12 protein-coding genes are annotated in these 12,734 nt (G+C 39.0%); 6 read left to right on the top strand and 6 right to left on the bottom strand.

Annotated elements, in window-relative coordinates; translation table 11 throughout:
- The first annotated feature begins 124 nt into the window (after positions 1-124).
- Positions 125-718 carry a hypothetical protein gene (locus ACQ2HF_RS03400; RefSeq protein ID WP_432412118.1) on the top strand — a complete coding sequence of 198 codons (594 nt, stop codon included), beginning with the start codon at positions 125-127 and terminating at the stop codon, positions 716-718.
- A 56-nt stretch (positions 719-774) separates the two neighbouring features.
- Positions 775-2,850: a M13 family metallopeptidase gene (locus tag ACQ2HF_RS03395; protein ID WP_432412117.1), complete on the top strand. Its 2,076-nt coding sequence runs from the start codon at positions 775-777 to the stop codon at positions 2,848-2,850.
- A 73-nt stretch (positions 2,851-2,923) separates the two neighbouring features.
- Here ACQ2HF_RS03395 and ACQ2HF_RS03390 read toward each other — a convergent pair whose 3' ends face one another.
- Positions 2,924-3,178, bottom strand: a complete 255-nt coding sequence (locus ACQ2HF_RS03390; protein WP_432412116.1) for a helix-turn-helix domain-containing protein — start codon at positions 3,176-3,178, stop codon at positions 2,924-2,926.
- A gap of 159 nt (positions 3,179-3,337) precedes the next feature.
- Between ACQ2HF_RS03390 and ACQ2HF_RS03385 the strand changes: the two genes are divergently transcribed.
- Positions 3,338-4,726 (top strand): hypothetical protein, encoded by a 1,389-nt coding sequence (locus tag ACQ2HF_RS03385; RefSeq protein WP_432412115.1) that lies wholly within the window; start codon positions 3,338-3,340, stop codon positions 4,724-4,726.
- A 65-nt stretch (positions 4,727-4,791) separates the two neighbouring features.
- Positions 4,792-6,156 (top strand): T9SS type A sorting domain-containing protein, encoded by a 1,365-nt coding sequence (locus tag ACQ2HF_RS03380; RefSeq protein WP_432412114.1) that lies wholly within the window; start codon positions 4,792-4,794, stop codon positions 6,154-6,156.
- Here ACQ2HF_RS03380 and ACQ2HF_RS03375 read toward each other — a convergent pair.
- Positions 6,153-6,953, bottom strand: a complete 801-nt coding sequence (locus tag ACQ2HF_RS03375; RefSeq protein WP_432412113.1) for an NAD(P)-binding domain-containing protein — start codon at positions 6,951-6,953, stop codon at positions 6,153-6,155. The genes ACQ2HF_RS03380 and ACQ2HF_RS03375 overlap by 4 nt on opposite strands.
- A gap of 97 nt (positions 6,954-7,050) precedes the next feature.
- The gene (locus ACQ2HF_RS03370; protein ID WP_432412112.1) at positions 7,051-9,411 is read right to left on the bottom strand and encodes a M20/M25/M40 family metallo-hydrolase; all 2,361 of its coding nucleotides are present in this window, start codon (positions 9,409-9,411) and stop codon (positions 7,051-7,053) included.
- A 115-nt stretch (positions 9,412-9,526) separates the two neighbouring features.
- Between ACQ2HF_RS03370 and ACQ2HF_RS03365 the strand changes: the two genes are divergently transcribed.
- Positions 9,527-9,991, top strand: coding sequence for a CBS domain-containing protein (locus ACQ2HF_RS03365; RefSeq protein WP_432412111.1), 465 nt, complete (start codon positions 9,527-9,529; stop codon positions 9,989-9,991).
- A 76-nt stretch (positions 9,992-10,067) separates the two neighbouring features.
- On the opposite strand, the gene ACQ2HF_RS03360 is transcribed toward ACQ2HF_RS03365, so the two are convergent.
- Together ACQ2HF_RS03360 and ACQ2HF_RS03355 are read right to left on the bottom strand one after the other, a co-directional pair.
- Positions 10,068-10,424 carry a hypothetical protein gene (locus ACQ2HF_RS03360; RefSeq protein ID WP_432412110.1) on the bottom strand — a complete coding sequence of 119 codons (357 nt, stop codon included), beginning with the start codon at positions 10,422-10,424 and terminating at the stop codon, positions 10,068-10,070.
- 173 nt (positions 10,425-10,597) lie between these two features.
- Positions 10,598-11,524: a DUF6268 family outer membrane beta-barrel protein gene (locus ACQ2HF_RS03355; protein WP_432412109.1), complete on the bottom strand. Its 927-nt coding sequence runs from the start codon at positions 11,522-11,524 to the stop codon at positions 10,598-10,600.
- A gap of 123 nt (positions 11,525-11,647) precedes the next feature.
- Here ACQ2HF_RS03355 and ACQ2HF_RS03350 point away from each other — a divergent pair, with 123 nt between their 5' ends.
- Entirely contained in the window at positions 11,648-12,211 is a 564-nt protein-coding gene (locus ACQ2HF_RS03350; RefSeq protein ID WP_432412108.1) for a hypothetical protein, read from the top strand.
- A gap of 76 nt (positions 12,212-12,287) precedes the next feature.
- Here ACQ2HF_RS03350 and ACQ2HF_RS03345 read toward each other — a convergent pair whose 3' ends face one another.
- Positions 12,288-12,725, bottom strand: a complete 438-nt coding sequence (locus ACQ2HF_RS03345; RefSeq protein ID WP_432412107.1) for a nucleoside deaminase — start codon at positions 12,723-12,725, stop codon at positions 12,288-12,290.
- Positions 12,726-12,734: the final 9 nt, after the last annotated feature.

Here is a 12,734-nt window from a genome sequence, read left to right as displayed (position 1 = left end):
CTTCTAAGTTGAGATTTCTTTTTTCAGAAGTAAAGATACACATTCTGTACAAGCATAAATTTTGCAAACCTTTAACTTTTAGCGGTAAGATTACACTTATATTTGCAATTTATAGTTTGTTTTAATGAAACGTTTAATTTGTTTTACCCTATTTTTTGGCGGAGTGCTTTCTGTGCTAATTTCTTGTGAGGAAACTTCAGAAACAGCTACCAATGTCCAAAAGGTAGATGACGTTACACGATATGGAAGTATGCTTTCCATATTGCCAACACTTTCAGAAGCCGCAAAATCACAAGCCATTTCCTGGTCGGTTTTTGAAGATTTTGAAGCAAACACGCAACGCTTAAAAAATCAGACCTTGCCTACCTTACAGGATATTTCGGAACAATTAACGCTCCAGACAGATTCCTTACTCACTAAAATTCCAGACACTATAAATACCCGATACATTTATGCAAGGCTTATGTTGGTGAATACCCGCGCAAAAGTATTGGAGCAGTTGGCTAAAGAAAACAATGTAGATTCCCTACAATTGGAGATGGGTTTAGAAGAAATGAATATAGCAGCACAAAATCTTTTTATTGAAATGAACAGAACCTTCAAAAAAAGTAAAATTGATGACGAGCTCAAAGAAACCGAACAAAAAGAAATAGAAAAACAGCGCAAGTTCTTAGATTCCGTTTATAAGGTAGAACTTCAAGATAATAAGGGAAATTGAGTGTAACAAACTAGACAGTTTCTCTACTAATACCAGAATAATTTTAAAACCAAAATATGAAACGAAACATCATAACATCTGTTGTTGCTGTTGCAGCTGTAGCCCTGGCGGTTACATCTTGTGACGACAAAAACAAAGACCAAGACATGGCGCAAGCCGATACCGAAGAGCGTGGTATTATCCTCTCCAATATGGATACGACCGTAAATCCAAAAAATGATTTTTACAACTACGTAAACGGAAATTGGATGAAGAATACCGAAATCCCAGATGACCAGGTACGTTGGGGAGGTTTTGGTGTGTTGCGTAAGTCTACAGACAAAGATGTGTTGGAAATTTTAAACACTGCAAAAGAGAGTGGAACATATGGAGCAGAAACAGATCAGGCTAAAGCTTTGGCAATATTTGCTTCAGAATTAGATACCGTTGCTAGAAACAAAGCAGGGATTACTCCATTACAACCTGCATTAGATGCTATTGCTGGTATTAAAACAGTAGAAGATTTCCAGAAAGTATTAACTACTCGTGCTACAGAGGTTTCACAGCCTTTCTTCGGAATTGCTGCGTTTAGTAACCCTAGCAATAGTGCGATGAATTCGGCATACATCACGCCAGGAGGTTTAGGCCTTCCAGATCGTGATTACTATACCAATACCGATGCGAAGTCTATCGAAATTAGAGAAAAATACGTAGACCATATTACAAGAATGCTACAGTATTTAGGAGATTCTGAAGAAGCTGCTCGTACACAAGCCGAAAAGATCTTAGCTTTTGAAACTACCTTGGCAGCACCAAGATTAGACAAAGTGGCGAGTCGTGATTTCAGAAACTTCAACAATCCAAGAAGTATGGAGCAGGTTCAAAAAATGGTGCCCGCTGTACAATGGGAACAAGCACTAAAGGACATGGGGGTAACCAAACAATTGGATACCTTAATCGTGATGCAGCCTACTTATATGCAAACCGTACAAAATGTTTTATCTAAAAAAGATATTGATACCTGGAAAACGGTAATGCGCTGGCAGACATTAAACAGTGCAGCAGGAGCATTGTCTACTGAAATTGAAACAGCCAGTTGGGATTTCTATAGTAAGTATTTGAGCGGCGCTGTAAAGCAACGTCCGGCAGACGAACGTGCCCTTGGTACTGTTAACGGTAGCGTAGGAGAAGCAGTAGGACAATTGTATGTAGATGAAAAGTTTCCGCCGGAAGCAAAAGAAAAGGCAGAAAAAATGATTGCCAACGTAATCGCAGCCTACAAAGACCGAATCATGAATCTAGATTGGATGAGTGCCGAAACCAAAGAAAAAGCAGTAGCAAAACTGAATAAATTTACCGTTAAAATTGGCTATCCAGATTCTTGGGAGGATTACTCTTCAATGGATGTAAAGGCAGGAAATACCTATTACGAAAATATGATGGCTGTTGGAAACTGGCAGTTTAAAGATAACCTGGATAAAATTGATGAGCCTGTAGATAGAACCGAGTGGGGAATGTCACCACAAACGGTGAATGCATATTTCAATCCGTTTAATAATGAAATCGTATTCCCGGCAGCAATTTTACAACCCCCTTTCTACGATTATAAAGCAGACGAAGCTGTAAACTACGGTGGAATGGGAGCTGTAATCGGTCACGAAATCTCACACGCTTTCGACGATAGTGGCGCACGTTTTGACGGTGACGGAAACTTAGTAAACTGGTGGACAGACGGAGATCTTGAGAAATTTACACAACGTGGTGATGCATTAGCAGCCCAATACGATAGTGTTGAAGTGCTAGACAGCGTCTTCATTAACGGAAAGTTTACTTTAGGTGAAAATATTGGTGACCTTGGCGGATTGCTAGGTGCCTACGATGGATTACAGAAATTCTACAAAGAAAATGGCCGTCCTGGCGACATAGACGGGTTTACACCAGAACAACGTTTCTTTATGAGTTGGGCAACCGTTTGGAGAACCAAGCAACGTGAAGAGTCTTTACGTACCCAAATTAAAACAGATCCCCATTCTCCAGGAATGTACCGTGCTACAGAGCCGCTTAAAAACATAGATGCTTTTTACGAGGCATTCGATATTAAGGAAGGCGATCCTATGTACGTAGCTCCGGAAAATAGAGTGCGTATTTGGTAAACCTTGAAACCGAAATTGAATTCGAAACCGAATTCGAAGATGAAAAAAAAGGAGCTCATTTTGAGCTCCTTTTTTATGTACCTAAATCTTTAAGTAATTCTGCAATCGATATTTCTAAAGCTTTAGCGATTATCCCAACGGTTACTATGTTAGGTGTCACCTTTCCTTTTTCAATTTTGTAAATATATTGGCGGTCCTTTTGTGTAAGCGCTGCTAATTCGGTTTGTGAAAGATTTTTATTTTTTCTTTCCACTCTAATAGCTTCCCCTAATGCCTTAGGTAAGTTAGATTTTATTTGATATATGTCATGTTCGCTTACAAATGGCATGCAATCAAAATGCCGTATTTAAATAAATATACTGTAACCTTATAATACTACATTATAATTTTATTCCTATATTTGATTTGACTCCCCCGCAATTGCCATATTGGCGAATCTAATTAATCTTAAATTTTTAATCATGAAAAAAATCATTACAACTTTTTTATGCATTTTTTGTTCGGGAGTCTCTTGAGCCAAGAATCTACAGAATGTGCGTTTACAGAAAGCACAACAATTGACCCATCAGGGTATACGTATTCAACTAATCCAGATGACTTAGCCAGTTATGCACCAAGAGTTTATAATGTATATTTTTGGGTAATCAAAAAAGACGATGGAAGTGGTAATACTACCATCACAGAAAATAAAATCTTACAAGGGATTGCCAACTTGAATATAACTTTTAATCAGTTTAATATATTCTTTAAGTATCGAGGAAACGGGACACTAAACAAAACAGAACATATTGTTTGGGAGAATACAAGTGAGTTTACGACCATGCTCAATTATGCGAAATCAATAGGCGCTAATAAACCAGATATGTTTAATGTTTACATACCAAGGGAAGCACAGGGTTTTGGAGGTATTGCAGAAAGATATGTTAGCACGAATCTTGGTGTTTCTGGTGGTAATGTTGCAAGTCCAACGCTTATTAATGAAATGGGACATTGTTTTAACCTAAGGCATTTGGATAGTGGAGGTTCTAATTGTGAGAACGTAACTAGAGATCCCAATGATCCTAACTTTAATGCATACGATACTGGGGATAGAGTTGCCGATACTCCAGCAACACGTCATTTAAATACAAGTGATGTTGACCCTAATAATTGCACCTACATTGGAACTTACACCGATTGTAGTGTTCCAGTAGCACAACAATATCAAATTTTAGAACCTGATGTACGTAACTTTTTAATGCGTGGCACCTATATTGATGCTACCACCTGTAAAAAAGAGTATTTTACTACTGGCCAAGGTTTTAGGATGGCAGATGCCATATTGGTAGATGAAGCGACAAATGGAGGAGTTTTTACAGCAGCTGAAACTAGTGTCGCTTCTTTATATGAACCTTATTCAGGTGAGTATTATGTTAGTGGGCCTTCTACATCCACATTACCTTTGTTTCAACCTGGATTCGATTATCATTTTGTAACTTGCAACTGTGATTGCTCACAGCCAAGTCCCTATGGAGATAGTTTTTCATGGAGTGTAAGTGTTCATGATAAAATTATAAGTAAATATGAAACGGATTATAGTACCATCTATCATCCTAATCATACAGCTATCATAATTAATAGTTTTCAAAATACAGACCTAGTATATTTAGATCCGCAACGATGCTATGATAATGATAGTATGTTTGCTAGCGATGGCTTACTTACTCGATTTAATGATGATGTTTTTAACGCCAATGTAACCATAACACCACAAGATTCAACTAGTATAAATAACCCCAACCTAATTGATGATTTACCCAATGGACTCTACAGTATCGAAAAAAATTATATAGATGGTACTACCAAGCAAACTGTAATCCAAAAAGGAAATAACTAACAAAAATAATTATCTTTAGGGATGCTCGTTCTAGTACGAGCATCCTTTTTTATAAACATATTTCTATGAGAACTTTTTTTATTCTTACAATTTTAATGTTATGCCAAAACATAATGGCTCAATTTGGACCACAACAAATCATTAGCACTACAGGAGAAGTACCTCGCTACGTCCAAGCAGCAGATATAGATGGAGATGGAGATCAAGATGTTATAGCAGCTGTGAGTGGTAGTGATCAGAATGTTTGGTATGAAAACTTAGATGGGCAAGCCACTTTTGGGCCGCTAAAGGTAATTAGTACAGGCGTCAACGATGTACGTTTTGTGACTACCGCAGATATAGACGGAGATGGAGCGATTGATGTATTGGCAACCTGCCCAGGGGATGACATAGTTTTGTGGAATAGAAACTTGGATAATACGGGTAGTTTTACAGGAAACCAAATAATTGCAAGTGATGCTGTAGGTGCCAATGTAGCAGATGCCGCAGATTTTGATGGCGATGGAGATTTAGATGTGGTTTCGGCCAACAGAAACGAAGATACGGTTGCTTGGTACGAAAACCTAGATGGCTTAGGCAATTTTGGTCCGGAACAAGCTATTAGTACATCGGTCATAAATGCCAGATTTGTGCTGTCTAGAGATTTTGATGGCGATGGTGATATGGATATTATGGCTGTTTCTTCACAACTTTCTAAAGTTTTTTATTTTGAAAATCTAGATGGCTTAGGCAATTTTAGTAGTGGCACCATGCTACCGGGCATTGCAGGAGGAAGTGAATCTTTTGATGCAAATGATATAGATGGAGACGGAGATATGGATTTGCTAATTGCCGCTTCTACTCAAAATAAACTCTATTGGAGCGAGAATCTGGACGGACTTGGAACATTTAGCGATGAAAAAGAAATTAGTATTAGGAGTTCTTTTGTGCAATCGGTATACGCAGCAGACTTAGATACAGACAATGATATTGATGCAGTCTCCATAACAGCAGACGGAGAAGTAGCTTGGTACGAAAATACAGATGGCTTAGGTACGTTTGGCCCAGCACAAATAATAAGCACAGACGCAGACAACGGTCGCGGTATTTTTGCAGCAGACCTGGATGGAGATGGTGATAATGATGTGCTCTCGGCTTCCATAACGGGTGATAAAATTGCATGGTATGAAAACCTAACTATTTTAAGTGTGCCAGAGAGTACTTTAAAAGCTACTATTTTATATCCCAATCCCACTAGAGATAGGTTTCAGATAGAGACAGAGGCTACGGTTATATCGATACAGGTTTACAATGCGTTGGGGCAAGAAGTTCAAGTGCCAATAGAAAATAATGCCGATGTTTCCGTGGGAATGCTTTCCGCAGGAATGTATACGGTGATTGTTACAGGAGAAAATGGGGCTACGTTTTCAGAAAAAATTGTAATATATTAAATTTCTTTCTTAAACTCGTACCCCAAAACCTTTTTCAAATTTACAGAATCCACCTGTTTAAAAGTCTCATCTTCATCTTTAGCAAAATGAGGTGCTACTAAATCTAATTCTTTCGCCTTTTCGGTATAATAGGTTTGTTTTGCAGGATGCTGTGGGTGTACCGCATTAAAAATATGTCCATATGCTTCTTGCTTAATGATAGCGGTTAATATCCCAATACAATCGTCCCGATGGATCAGATTTACAGGAGCATTTCCACCACTTAAATTAGTGCGTCCCGCCAGATATTTTGCAGGTTGGCGCGTACCGCCTAGTAACCCTCCAAAGCGTACAATACTTGTTTTAGCTGCTGAAGTAAAAAACAGCTGCTCTACTTGTTTGAGTTGCCGGCCCGCCTCGTTTTCGGGTTGTGGGATATCACTTTCGGTTACCTTACCTTGCGCATCTCCGTAGACTGAAGTACTGCTAATAAATATACAGTTGGGAACTTTTGCACTCTCAATTTCAGCCAAAAAATGCGTCATTTTAAGTACATAATCGGCTCCTGTGTTTCTGCGTAATCCTGGGGGAATCATCACGATAAGCGTATCCAAATGCTTCATAAATCCTTGGGGTTCACCTGTTACGCCTGTTTCGGTTATTTCTACCGGGAATGCATTAAAGCCTTTTTTTTGTAGCGTTGTTGCCTTTTCGGCTGAAGTTACCGTGCCTTTTACTTCGTAGCCTAGCGTCATAAATTTGTTTGCCAAAGGTTTCCCCAACCATCCAAGTCCTGCAATACCAATTGTTTTGTTCATGTATTTTTTTGAATAACGAATATCGAATGGTGAATACAGAACATCGAAGTATGTACTTCATCATGTAACATTCTGCGGTTCAATATTCGGTGTTTTATTAGTTTATATCTTCCGCGGTAACCGAATCAAGCACCACAACTTTTTTTAGTAAATCATCCACAGAAAAACTACGTTTCACCACCACCGCATCTGTATTTACAAAAGGTTTTGGCATCGTATTTTTTGGACGTTTGTTAATGGTAAATTGAGGGTGTTTCAATAAATCAAAAGAGTATTCTAATACTTGAAAGTTGAGCGGCGTATTTTTTTCAACGGAAAATGAAACTTCCAAAGAGTCTTCATTGGCTACAAAATAGCGGAGTAACATATTGCTTTTTCTTCCGTAGAATGCATTAGCTGTTGTGTCTTTTGAAACGGTCTTACCGTTAAACGTTAGGGATTCAAATTGGGTGGAAACAGCGGTGTACAGTGCTATTTCGTGCACATCTCTTTTTGGAATAATGGTAAAAGTAACATTCCGAAGATTTTGATGTAGCGTATCGTTTTCCAAGCGTACTTCAAAAGGCGTGATCGTTTTGGCAGGTGCTGTTGCGGCAAAACTATAGCCCGTGTTGTATTTACTACCTGCAACGCTTGTTACATATTTGCTGGCTTCTTCAGGGGTTGAACCTAAATATCCTTTTGTCCAGGGGTCCAATACCTTATCATAGGTGAGCCAGAAATTTTCGTTGGTATCGGCATTTTGATAGTAGATTAAACTGTTTGGTTTTTGACGTGTTTCAGTAAAATCGCTTTTGGCATTGGCTAAAAAGAAGAGTACGATAGCAATTAGAAAACTTGCCAGCGCAATCATATTTTTCCAACGGTAAAACCCGAATACGGGTACCAACAAACCAAAAAGTAATACCACAAACACACAACTAATCACCAACATCTTTAATCCCAGTCCCACAGGAAAAAACTGAATAAGTGGCGCAAAAAAGGATAGTGCAGGAATAGCCAAAACGGTTAGTAAAAGAAGATTTGGTTTTTCCTGTTTCAGCAAGACGAAGAAAGATACCAACCCAAAAAATACAGGGATTATCCAATAGGCAGCTCCTTTTAACATAATAGCTACGGCCACGTTTACGATAAGCCAAAGGGTGAGCGGTGCTACATAAAAGCTAGCTACCTCTTTTTTAATGTTGAAATTTCGATAGATCTTACATACAATTGCTGAAGAGAGTACTACAAAAAAAGCGATGTACCAGTGGCCATTGTAGGTAAATCCATGTTGGATTTCGGCATACTGAGGATAGATGTGTTGTAGTAGCATCCACCCAAAATAGCCTACCGCACCACAAACTACCAGTGACAGGAGCAAAGCACCAAAACCTCTTCCCACAGCTTTTCCTTTTAATCTTCGTTTTGAAATGCCATAAAACAGTAACCCTAAAAATAACACCACGGCCAGAATAAGCATTGGATAAATCCATGAAAAGGGATAGGTAATCATTTTAACAAAAGGTGCGTTTACATACACATCATCATCTTCGGCTTTAAGATCTGAAAGATCTGCATCTCCAAAGTAATGTAATAAGGGTAGCAAGTAACTTCCCTGGTGTTGCAGGGTTTCTCTATCCAGATTTTCAAATGTATCGTTGGCGGTGTGGTAGTCGTAATGGTCATCTATAAAGGCAAAGAAAAAGCTATCAATATCACCATCTTCTCTAAAAATGGTAGAGTCTGTATCGTTGGGGAGCATTTTATAGATACTGTACATTAAGGAGGATGCGACGGGATATTCGGGATTGGCAGCAACAAAAGCTTTTACGAGATTTGCGTTACCGCCATTGGTTTCCAAGATCATATTGCTGGGACCTCCGCTTCCACGCGCTTCAAAATTGAGGACGAGTCCTGCGTTTTTGGCTAATTCGTGTTCATTTACAAAGAGTTGAGCGCCGTCCAGACCAATTTCTTCGGCATCGCTAAAAAGGATAACAATATCGTTTTTGGGTTGTTTGCCCGCCGCTTTGTAAGCGCGTATACTTTCTAAAATGGTTACGACACCGCTACCAGCATCGCTTGCTCCAAAGCTAGGTACTTTTGCACTGTCGTAATGGGTAAGTAGTACCAACGATTTGCCATTTCCAGTACCCTTCCAAACGCCAATAATATTTTTTGGGCGGTCTAATCCGCGCCATCCTTCGTTTAGGACAAAGCCTTCCTGGATTTCAGTTTCCAGTCCTAAGGCTTGGAGTTCTTTTACTAAAAAGTTGCCTACCCGGGTGTGTTCTTCGCTACCGTGATAATGGGGTGCTTTTGTGATTTCTTTTAAAGGGATAAGAGCGCGCTGGCTGGAGAATTCGGTTTGTGGGGCGCTGGCCGGGTTGCCTTCGCGGGGCATCAAGCTAAAAAAGCTATACCAAATTATGAACAGAATTATTATAAAGGAGAGGATGCCAGAAAGAAATTTCATAGAGTTGGTTTTGTAAATTTAAAAGTACAACATTTCAAAATAAATCCTTCGATTGAAATTTCCTTAACAATTTTCAATCACATTTTTGCGTATCTTACCCTAAACATTTGAAAATATGTCAATTAAAAGTTATATAGGCAAACGAGCCAAGGCCACCAAGGGTTCTTCTGAAGATATTAAAGTTTCAGATTACATGAGTACCAATTTAACCACCTTTAGACCAGAGCAACCTGTGTTGGAAGTGATGAATACGCTCATCCGGAAAAAAATATCTGGCGGTCCTGTAGTGAATGCAAAAAATGAACTGGTAGGAATTATCTCGGAAGGCGATTGTATGAAACAAATAAGCAGCAGTAGGTATCACAACCACCCCATGCAAGACGCCAAAGTAGAGGACCACATGGTAAAGGAAGTAGAAACTATAGACGGCAATATGAATCTTTTTGATGCCGTCGATATGTTTTTAAGTCATAAACGCCGTCGTTTTCCCATTGTAAAAGAAGGAAAATTGGTCGGGCTTATTAGCCAGAAAGATGTGCTGAAAGCTGCGCTGAAGCTGAAAGGGAATTCGTGGAAATAATGTCCCCTCTGCCTCTGGCACCTCCCCCGAAGGGAAGAAACTATTTAATAGTAAAATTATGTAGTGATTATTTTATTCACAAAACCATATCGGTCTTCACTAATAAAAACCAATCGTTGTCCAAAGGTAAATAACCTTGGTCGTACACATAATTATAGGTAGCACCTGTTTTGGTAATGTATTGGCTGGTATAAAATTTAAAATTGAAACCGTGTTTGAGCAGGGTTTCTTTTTTTGTTTTTGTTTTGTCGTTGGTATTTAGTGCTTCGAGGATGCGGTAGTTTTTCCGAAGGCGGTTATTCACATTTCGCAGTAGATTTTTACCATCTTTATTAAGCGAATTGTTATGCGCATTACGGCAGCCATCGCTGCAATACCTTTTGTCTGCACGACCAATTAGCTTATCTCCACATTCTAAACATGTACGCTCCATGGTTTAAAGATAAAAGTTTTATTTCAAATCATTGATGTTGGATGTAGAAGAAAGAAGAAAGACCGCTTCGCTGCAAGAGTCAAGAAACAAGACTATTCTTATAAAATCTAAAAAATACCTTTCGAACGGCAAATAAAACTTCTCTCCCTCCGGGAGAGGCCGGGTGAGGGACTTTATTCCTCTCCGTCCAAAACTGGGGAAACAGGTGAGTCCTTAGCAATATCGAATCTGTAAATAGCTTCAAACCTAAGGAAGAGCCCGCCACTTAAGGTTGGGTTTAATTGCGTTCTATCATCTCCAAAACTGAATGCAGAAAGCCCTAAATCTATTTTTGAACCTTCTTCGTAGATTTCATAATTATTGCTGGAATAGCCAAATTTCGCACGTAGCAACACGCTTTTTTCCAAGGCATTAAACTGAAGGTAACTTGCAAACTCTAGTGAACTAACGTCTGCATATACGCCAGCATCATTTTCGGTAATATGGAAACTTCGGCCAATGCCTATATAATCGAACCCTAAGGTTGTAATGCCGAAAGTATAATTTACATCTGCCGCTATGGGAAGGGAGACGTCCATCTCAAATTTGGAGTTAGGACTCAAATAATACCAGCCAATAATGGGAGTGGTAAAAAAGCCGAACGCTTCGGTAGAGCCATAAAACCCGAAACGATATTTAAGGTGTTCATTTTTTTGATATTTCAGCAAGGCAACACCGCCAAAATAAAAATCTTCACCTGTGCTATTCACATAATCTGAAGCAATTTTAGGCAGAAATACCAGCGTACTACTCCATGTTTCGTTGTAGGTAGAAGCCAAACCAAATTTTACAATGGTGCTGTGCAGGCTGGTGGATTCGGCATTTGGGAATAATTGAAGGTTGTTTCGGCTGTAAACGGCACCGGTAATAAAGGCGTGTTTTTCGTTAAGTACCACCGGAACGGTGAGGTCTACATCAAAAGATTTTACAAAGGTGCTTTCGCCGGTACCTTCAAAATCGTTGTTGAAGGTTTGTCCGTAGCCAATTTTTAAAAGGTCTACGTAGTCTTGGGCAAAAATGGAAGCAGGAAAGAGGAAAAGAAATAGGTATATTTTATTCAAAATGGAAGACTTAGGTTAGGAGTTAAAGATAGAAAAAATAGTGAATCGAATTCTGTCACAATATTTTGCTTTAAAATGCTGTTATCTAGAAGGGAAAATTATCTTTGTAAAAAATAAAAACTTATGAAAACGATGAAAAATATTTTAATTGCCTTTATGGCCGTAGCCACTCTGGTAGCGTGTAAAAGTGATGATGATAACGCTGAAGCAGCTTTTGTATTAACGAATGCAAACCTGGCTGGAGATTATGACCTTTCATTTTTAACCGTAAATGCTGAAGTGACACAGCCATTTGCCGGAGCACTTGTTACCGCTGTGATTAATGGTCAGGGCGATACTTTTCAAGCTACAGCAAATTTTACAAATAACGGAACGTTTGTTCTTGACGGCCCATTTAGAATAGCCACTACTGTTACTGTTAATGGCGATGTAACTGAAACCCCTGTAATTGTAGATTTAGATAATGAAAGCGGGAGATATACCATTGGTGGTAATGCAGATACGATTGTTTTTACTGGAATTGTAGATGTACAAATTAATCAAGATGTAGCCATAGATCTTTTTAATGGTGCTTGGACCGTTACTTTATTTAATGAAGATGAAATCCGTCTACAAAAAATGGAGAATACAGTTATCGACGATGTAGAAACGGTTGCTAACGTAGAAATAAGATTTATGCGTCAATAAGCATAATCACTTCTAAAATTTAAAGCCACTTCTTTTTGAGTGGCTTTTTTTATGGTAGTATGCTACTCTAAGAGTACTATACTCCGATATCCTCATTCCATAGCGTAGGGCTTTGGGCTATAAATTTATCCATAAGTTCTTTACACCTTGTATCATCGAGAACAATCACGTCAACGCCTCGTTCTTTCAATAATGTTTCCTCTCCTAAAAAAGTTCGGTTTTCACCAATGATTACCTTAGGAATGCCGTATAACAAAATAGTGCCCGAACACATGGGGCAGGGAGACAAGGTGGTATACAACACACATTCTTGGTATACTGCGGCAGGTTGTCTGCCCGCATTTTCTAGGGCATCCATTTCGCCGTGTAATATCACACTGCCATTTTGAACGCGTCGGTTATGACCGCGACCTATAATTTTTCCATGATGTACCAGCACAGAACCTATAGGAATACCTCCTTCGGCAATGCCCAGTTCTGCCTCTTTTACGGCTTCTAAAAAAAATGTATCCATAGTTTGTTT

Origin of the sequence: Rasiella sp. SM2506 (genome assembly GCF_050859505.1) — a bacterium.
Lineage (GTDB): Bacteria > Bacteroidota > Bacteroidia > Flavobacteriales > Flavobacteriaceae > Marinirhabdus.
This window is presented reverse-complemented; position numbering and strand designations above follow the sequence as displayed.

Coding starts and splice junctions, on each gene's coding strand:
- ACQ2HF_RS03345 (WP_432412107.1), bottom strand. CDS start 12,725: ATGGATACATTTTTTTTAGAAGCCGTAAAAGAGGCAGAACTGGGCATT.
- ACQ2HF_RS03400 (WP_432412118.1), top strand. CDS start 125: ATGAAACGTTTAATTTGTTTTACCCTATTTTTTGGCGGAGTGCTTTCT.
- ACQ2HF_RS03370 (WP_432412112.1), bottom strand. CDS start 9,411: ATGAAATTTCTTTCTGGCATCCTCTCCTTTATAATAATTCTGTTCATA.
- ACQ2HF_RS03390 (WP_432412116.1), bottom strand. CDS start 3,178: ATGCCATTTGTAAGCGAACATGACATATATCAAATAAAATCTAACTTA.
- ACQ2HF_RS03395 (WP_432412117.1), top strand. CDS start 775: ATGAAACGAAACATCATAACATCTGTTGTTGCTGTTGCAGCTGTAGCC.
- ACQ2HF_RS03375 (WP_432412113.1), bottom strand. CDS start 6,953: ATGAACAAAACAATTGGTATTGCAGGACTTGGATGGTTGGGGAAACCT.
- ACQ2HF_RS03365 (WP_432412111.1), top strand. CDS start 9,527: ATGTCAATTAAAAGTTATATAGGCAAACGAGCCAAGGCCACCAAGGGT.
- ACQ2HF_RS03350 (WP_432412108.1), top strand. CDS start 11,648: ATGAAAACGATGAAAAATATTTTAATTGCCTTTATGGCCGTAGCCACT.
- ACQ2HF_RS03360 (WP_432412110.1), bottom strand. CDS start 10,424: ATGGAGCGTACATGTTTAGAATGTGGAGATAAGCTAATTGGTCGTGCA.
- ACQ2HF_RS03380 (WP_432412114.1), top strand. CDS start 4,792: ATGAGAACTTTTTTTATTCTTACAATTTTAATGTTATGCCAAAACATA.
- ACQ2HF_RS03385 (WP_432412115.1), top strand. CDS start 3,338: ATGCATTTTTTGTTCGGGAGTCTCTTGAGCCAAGAATCTACAGAATGT.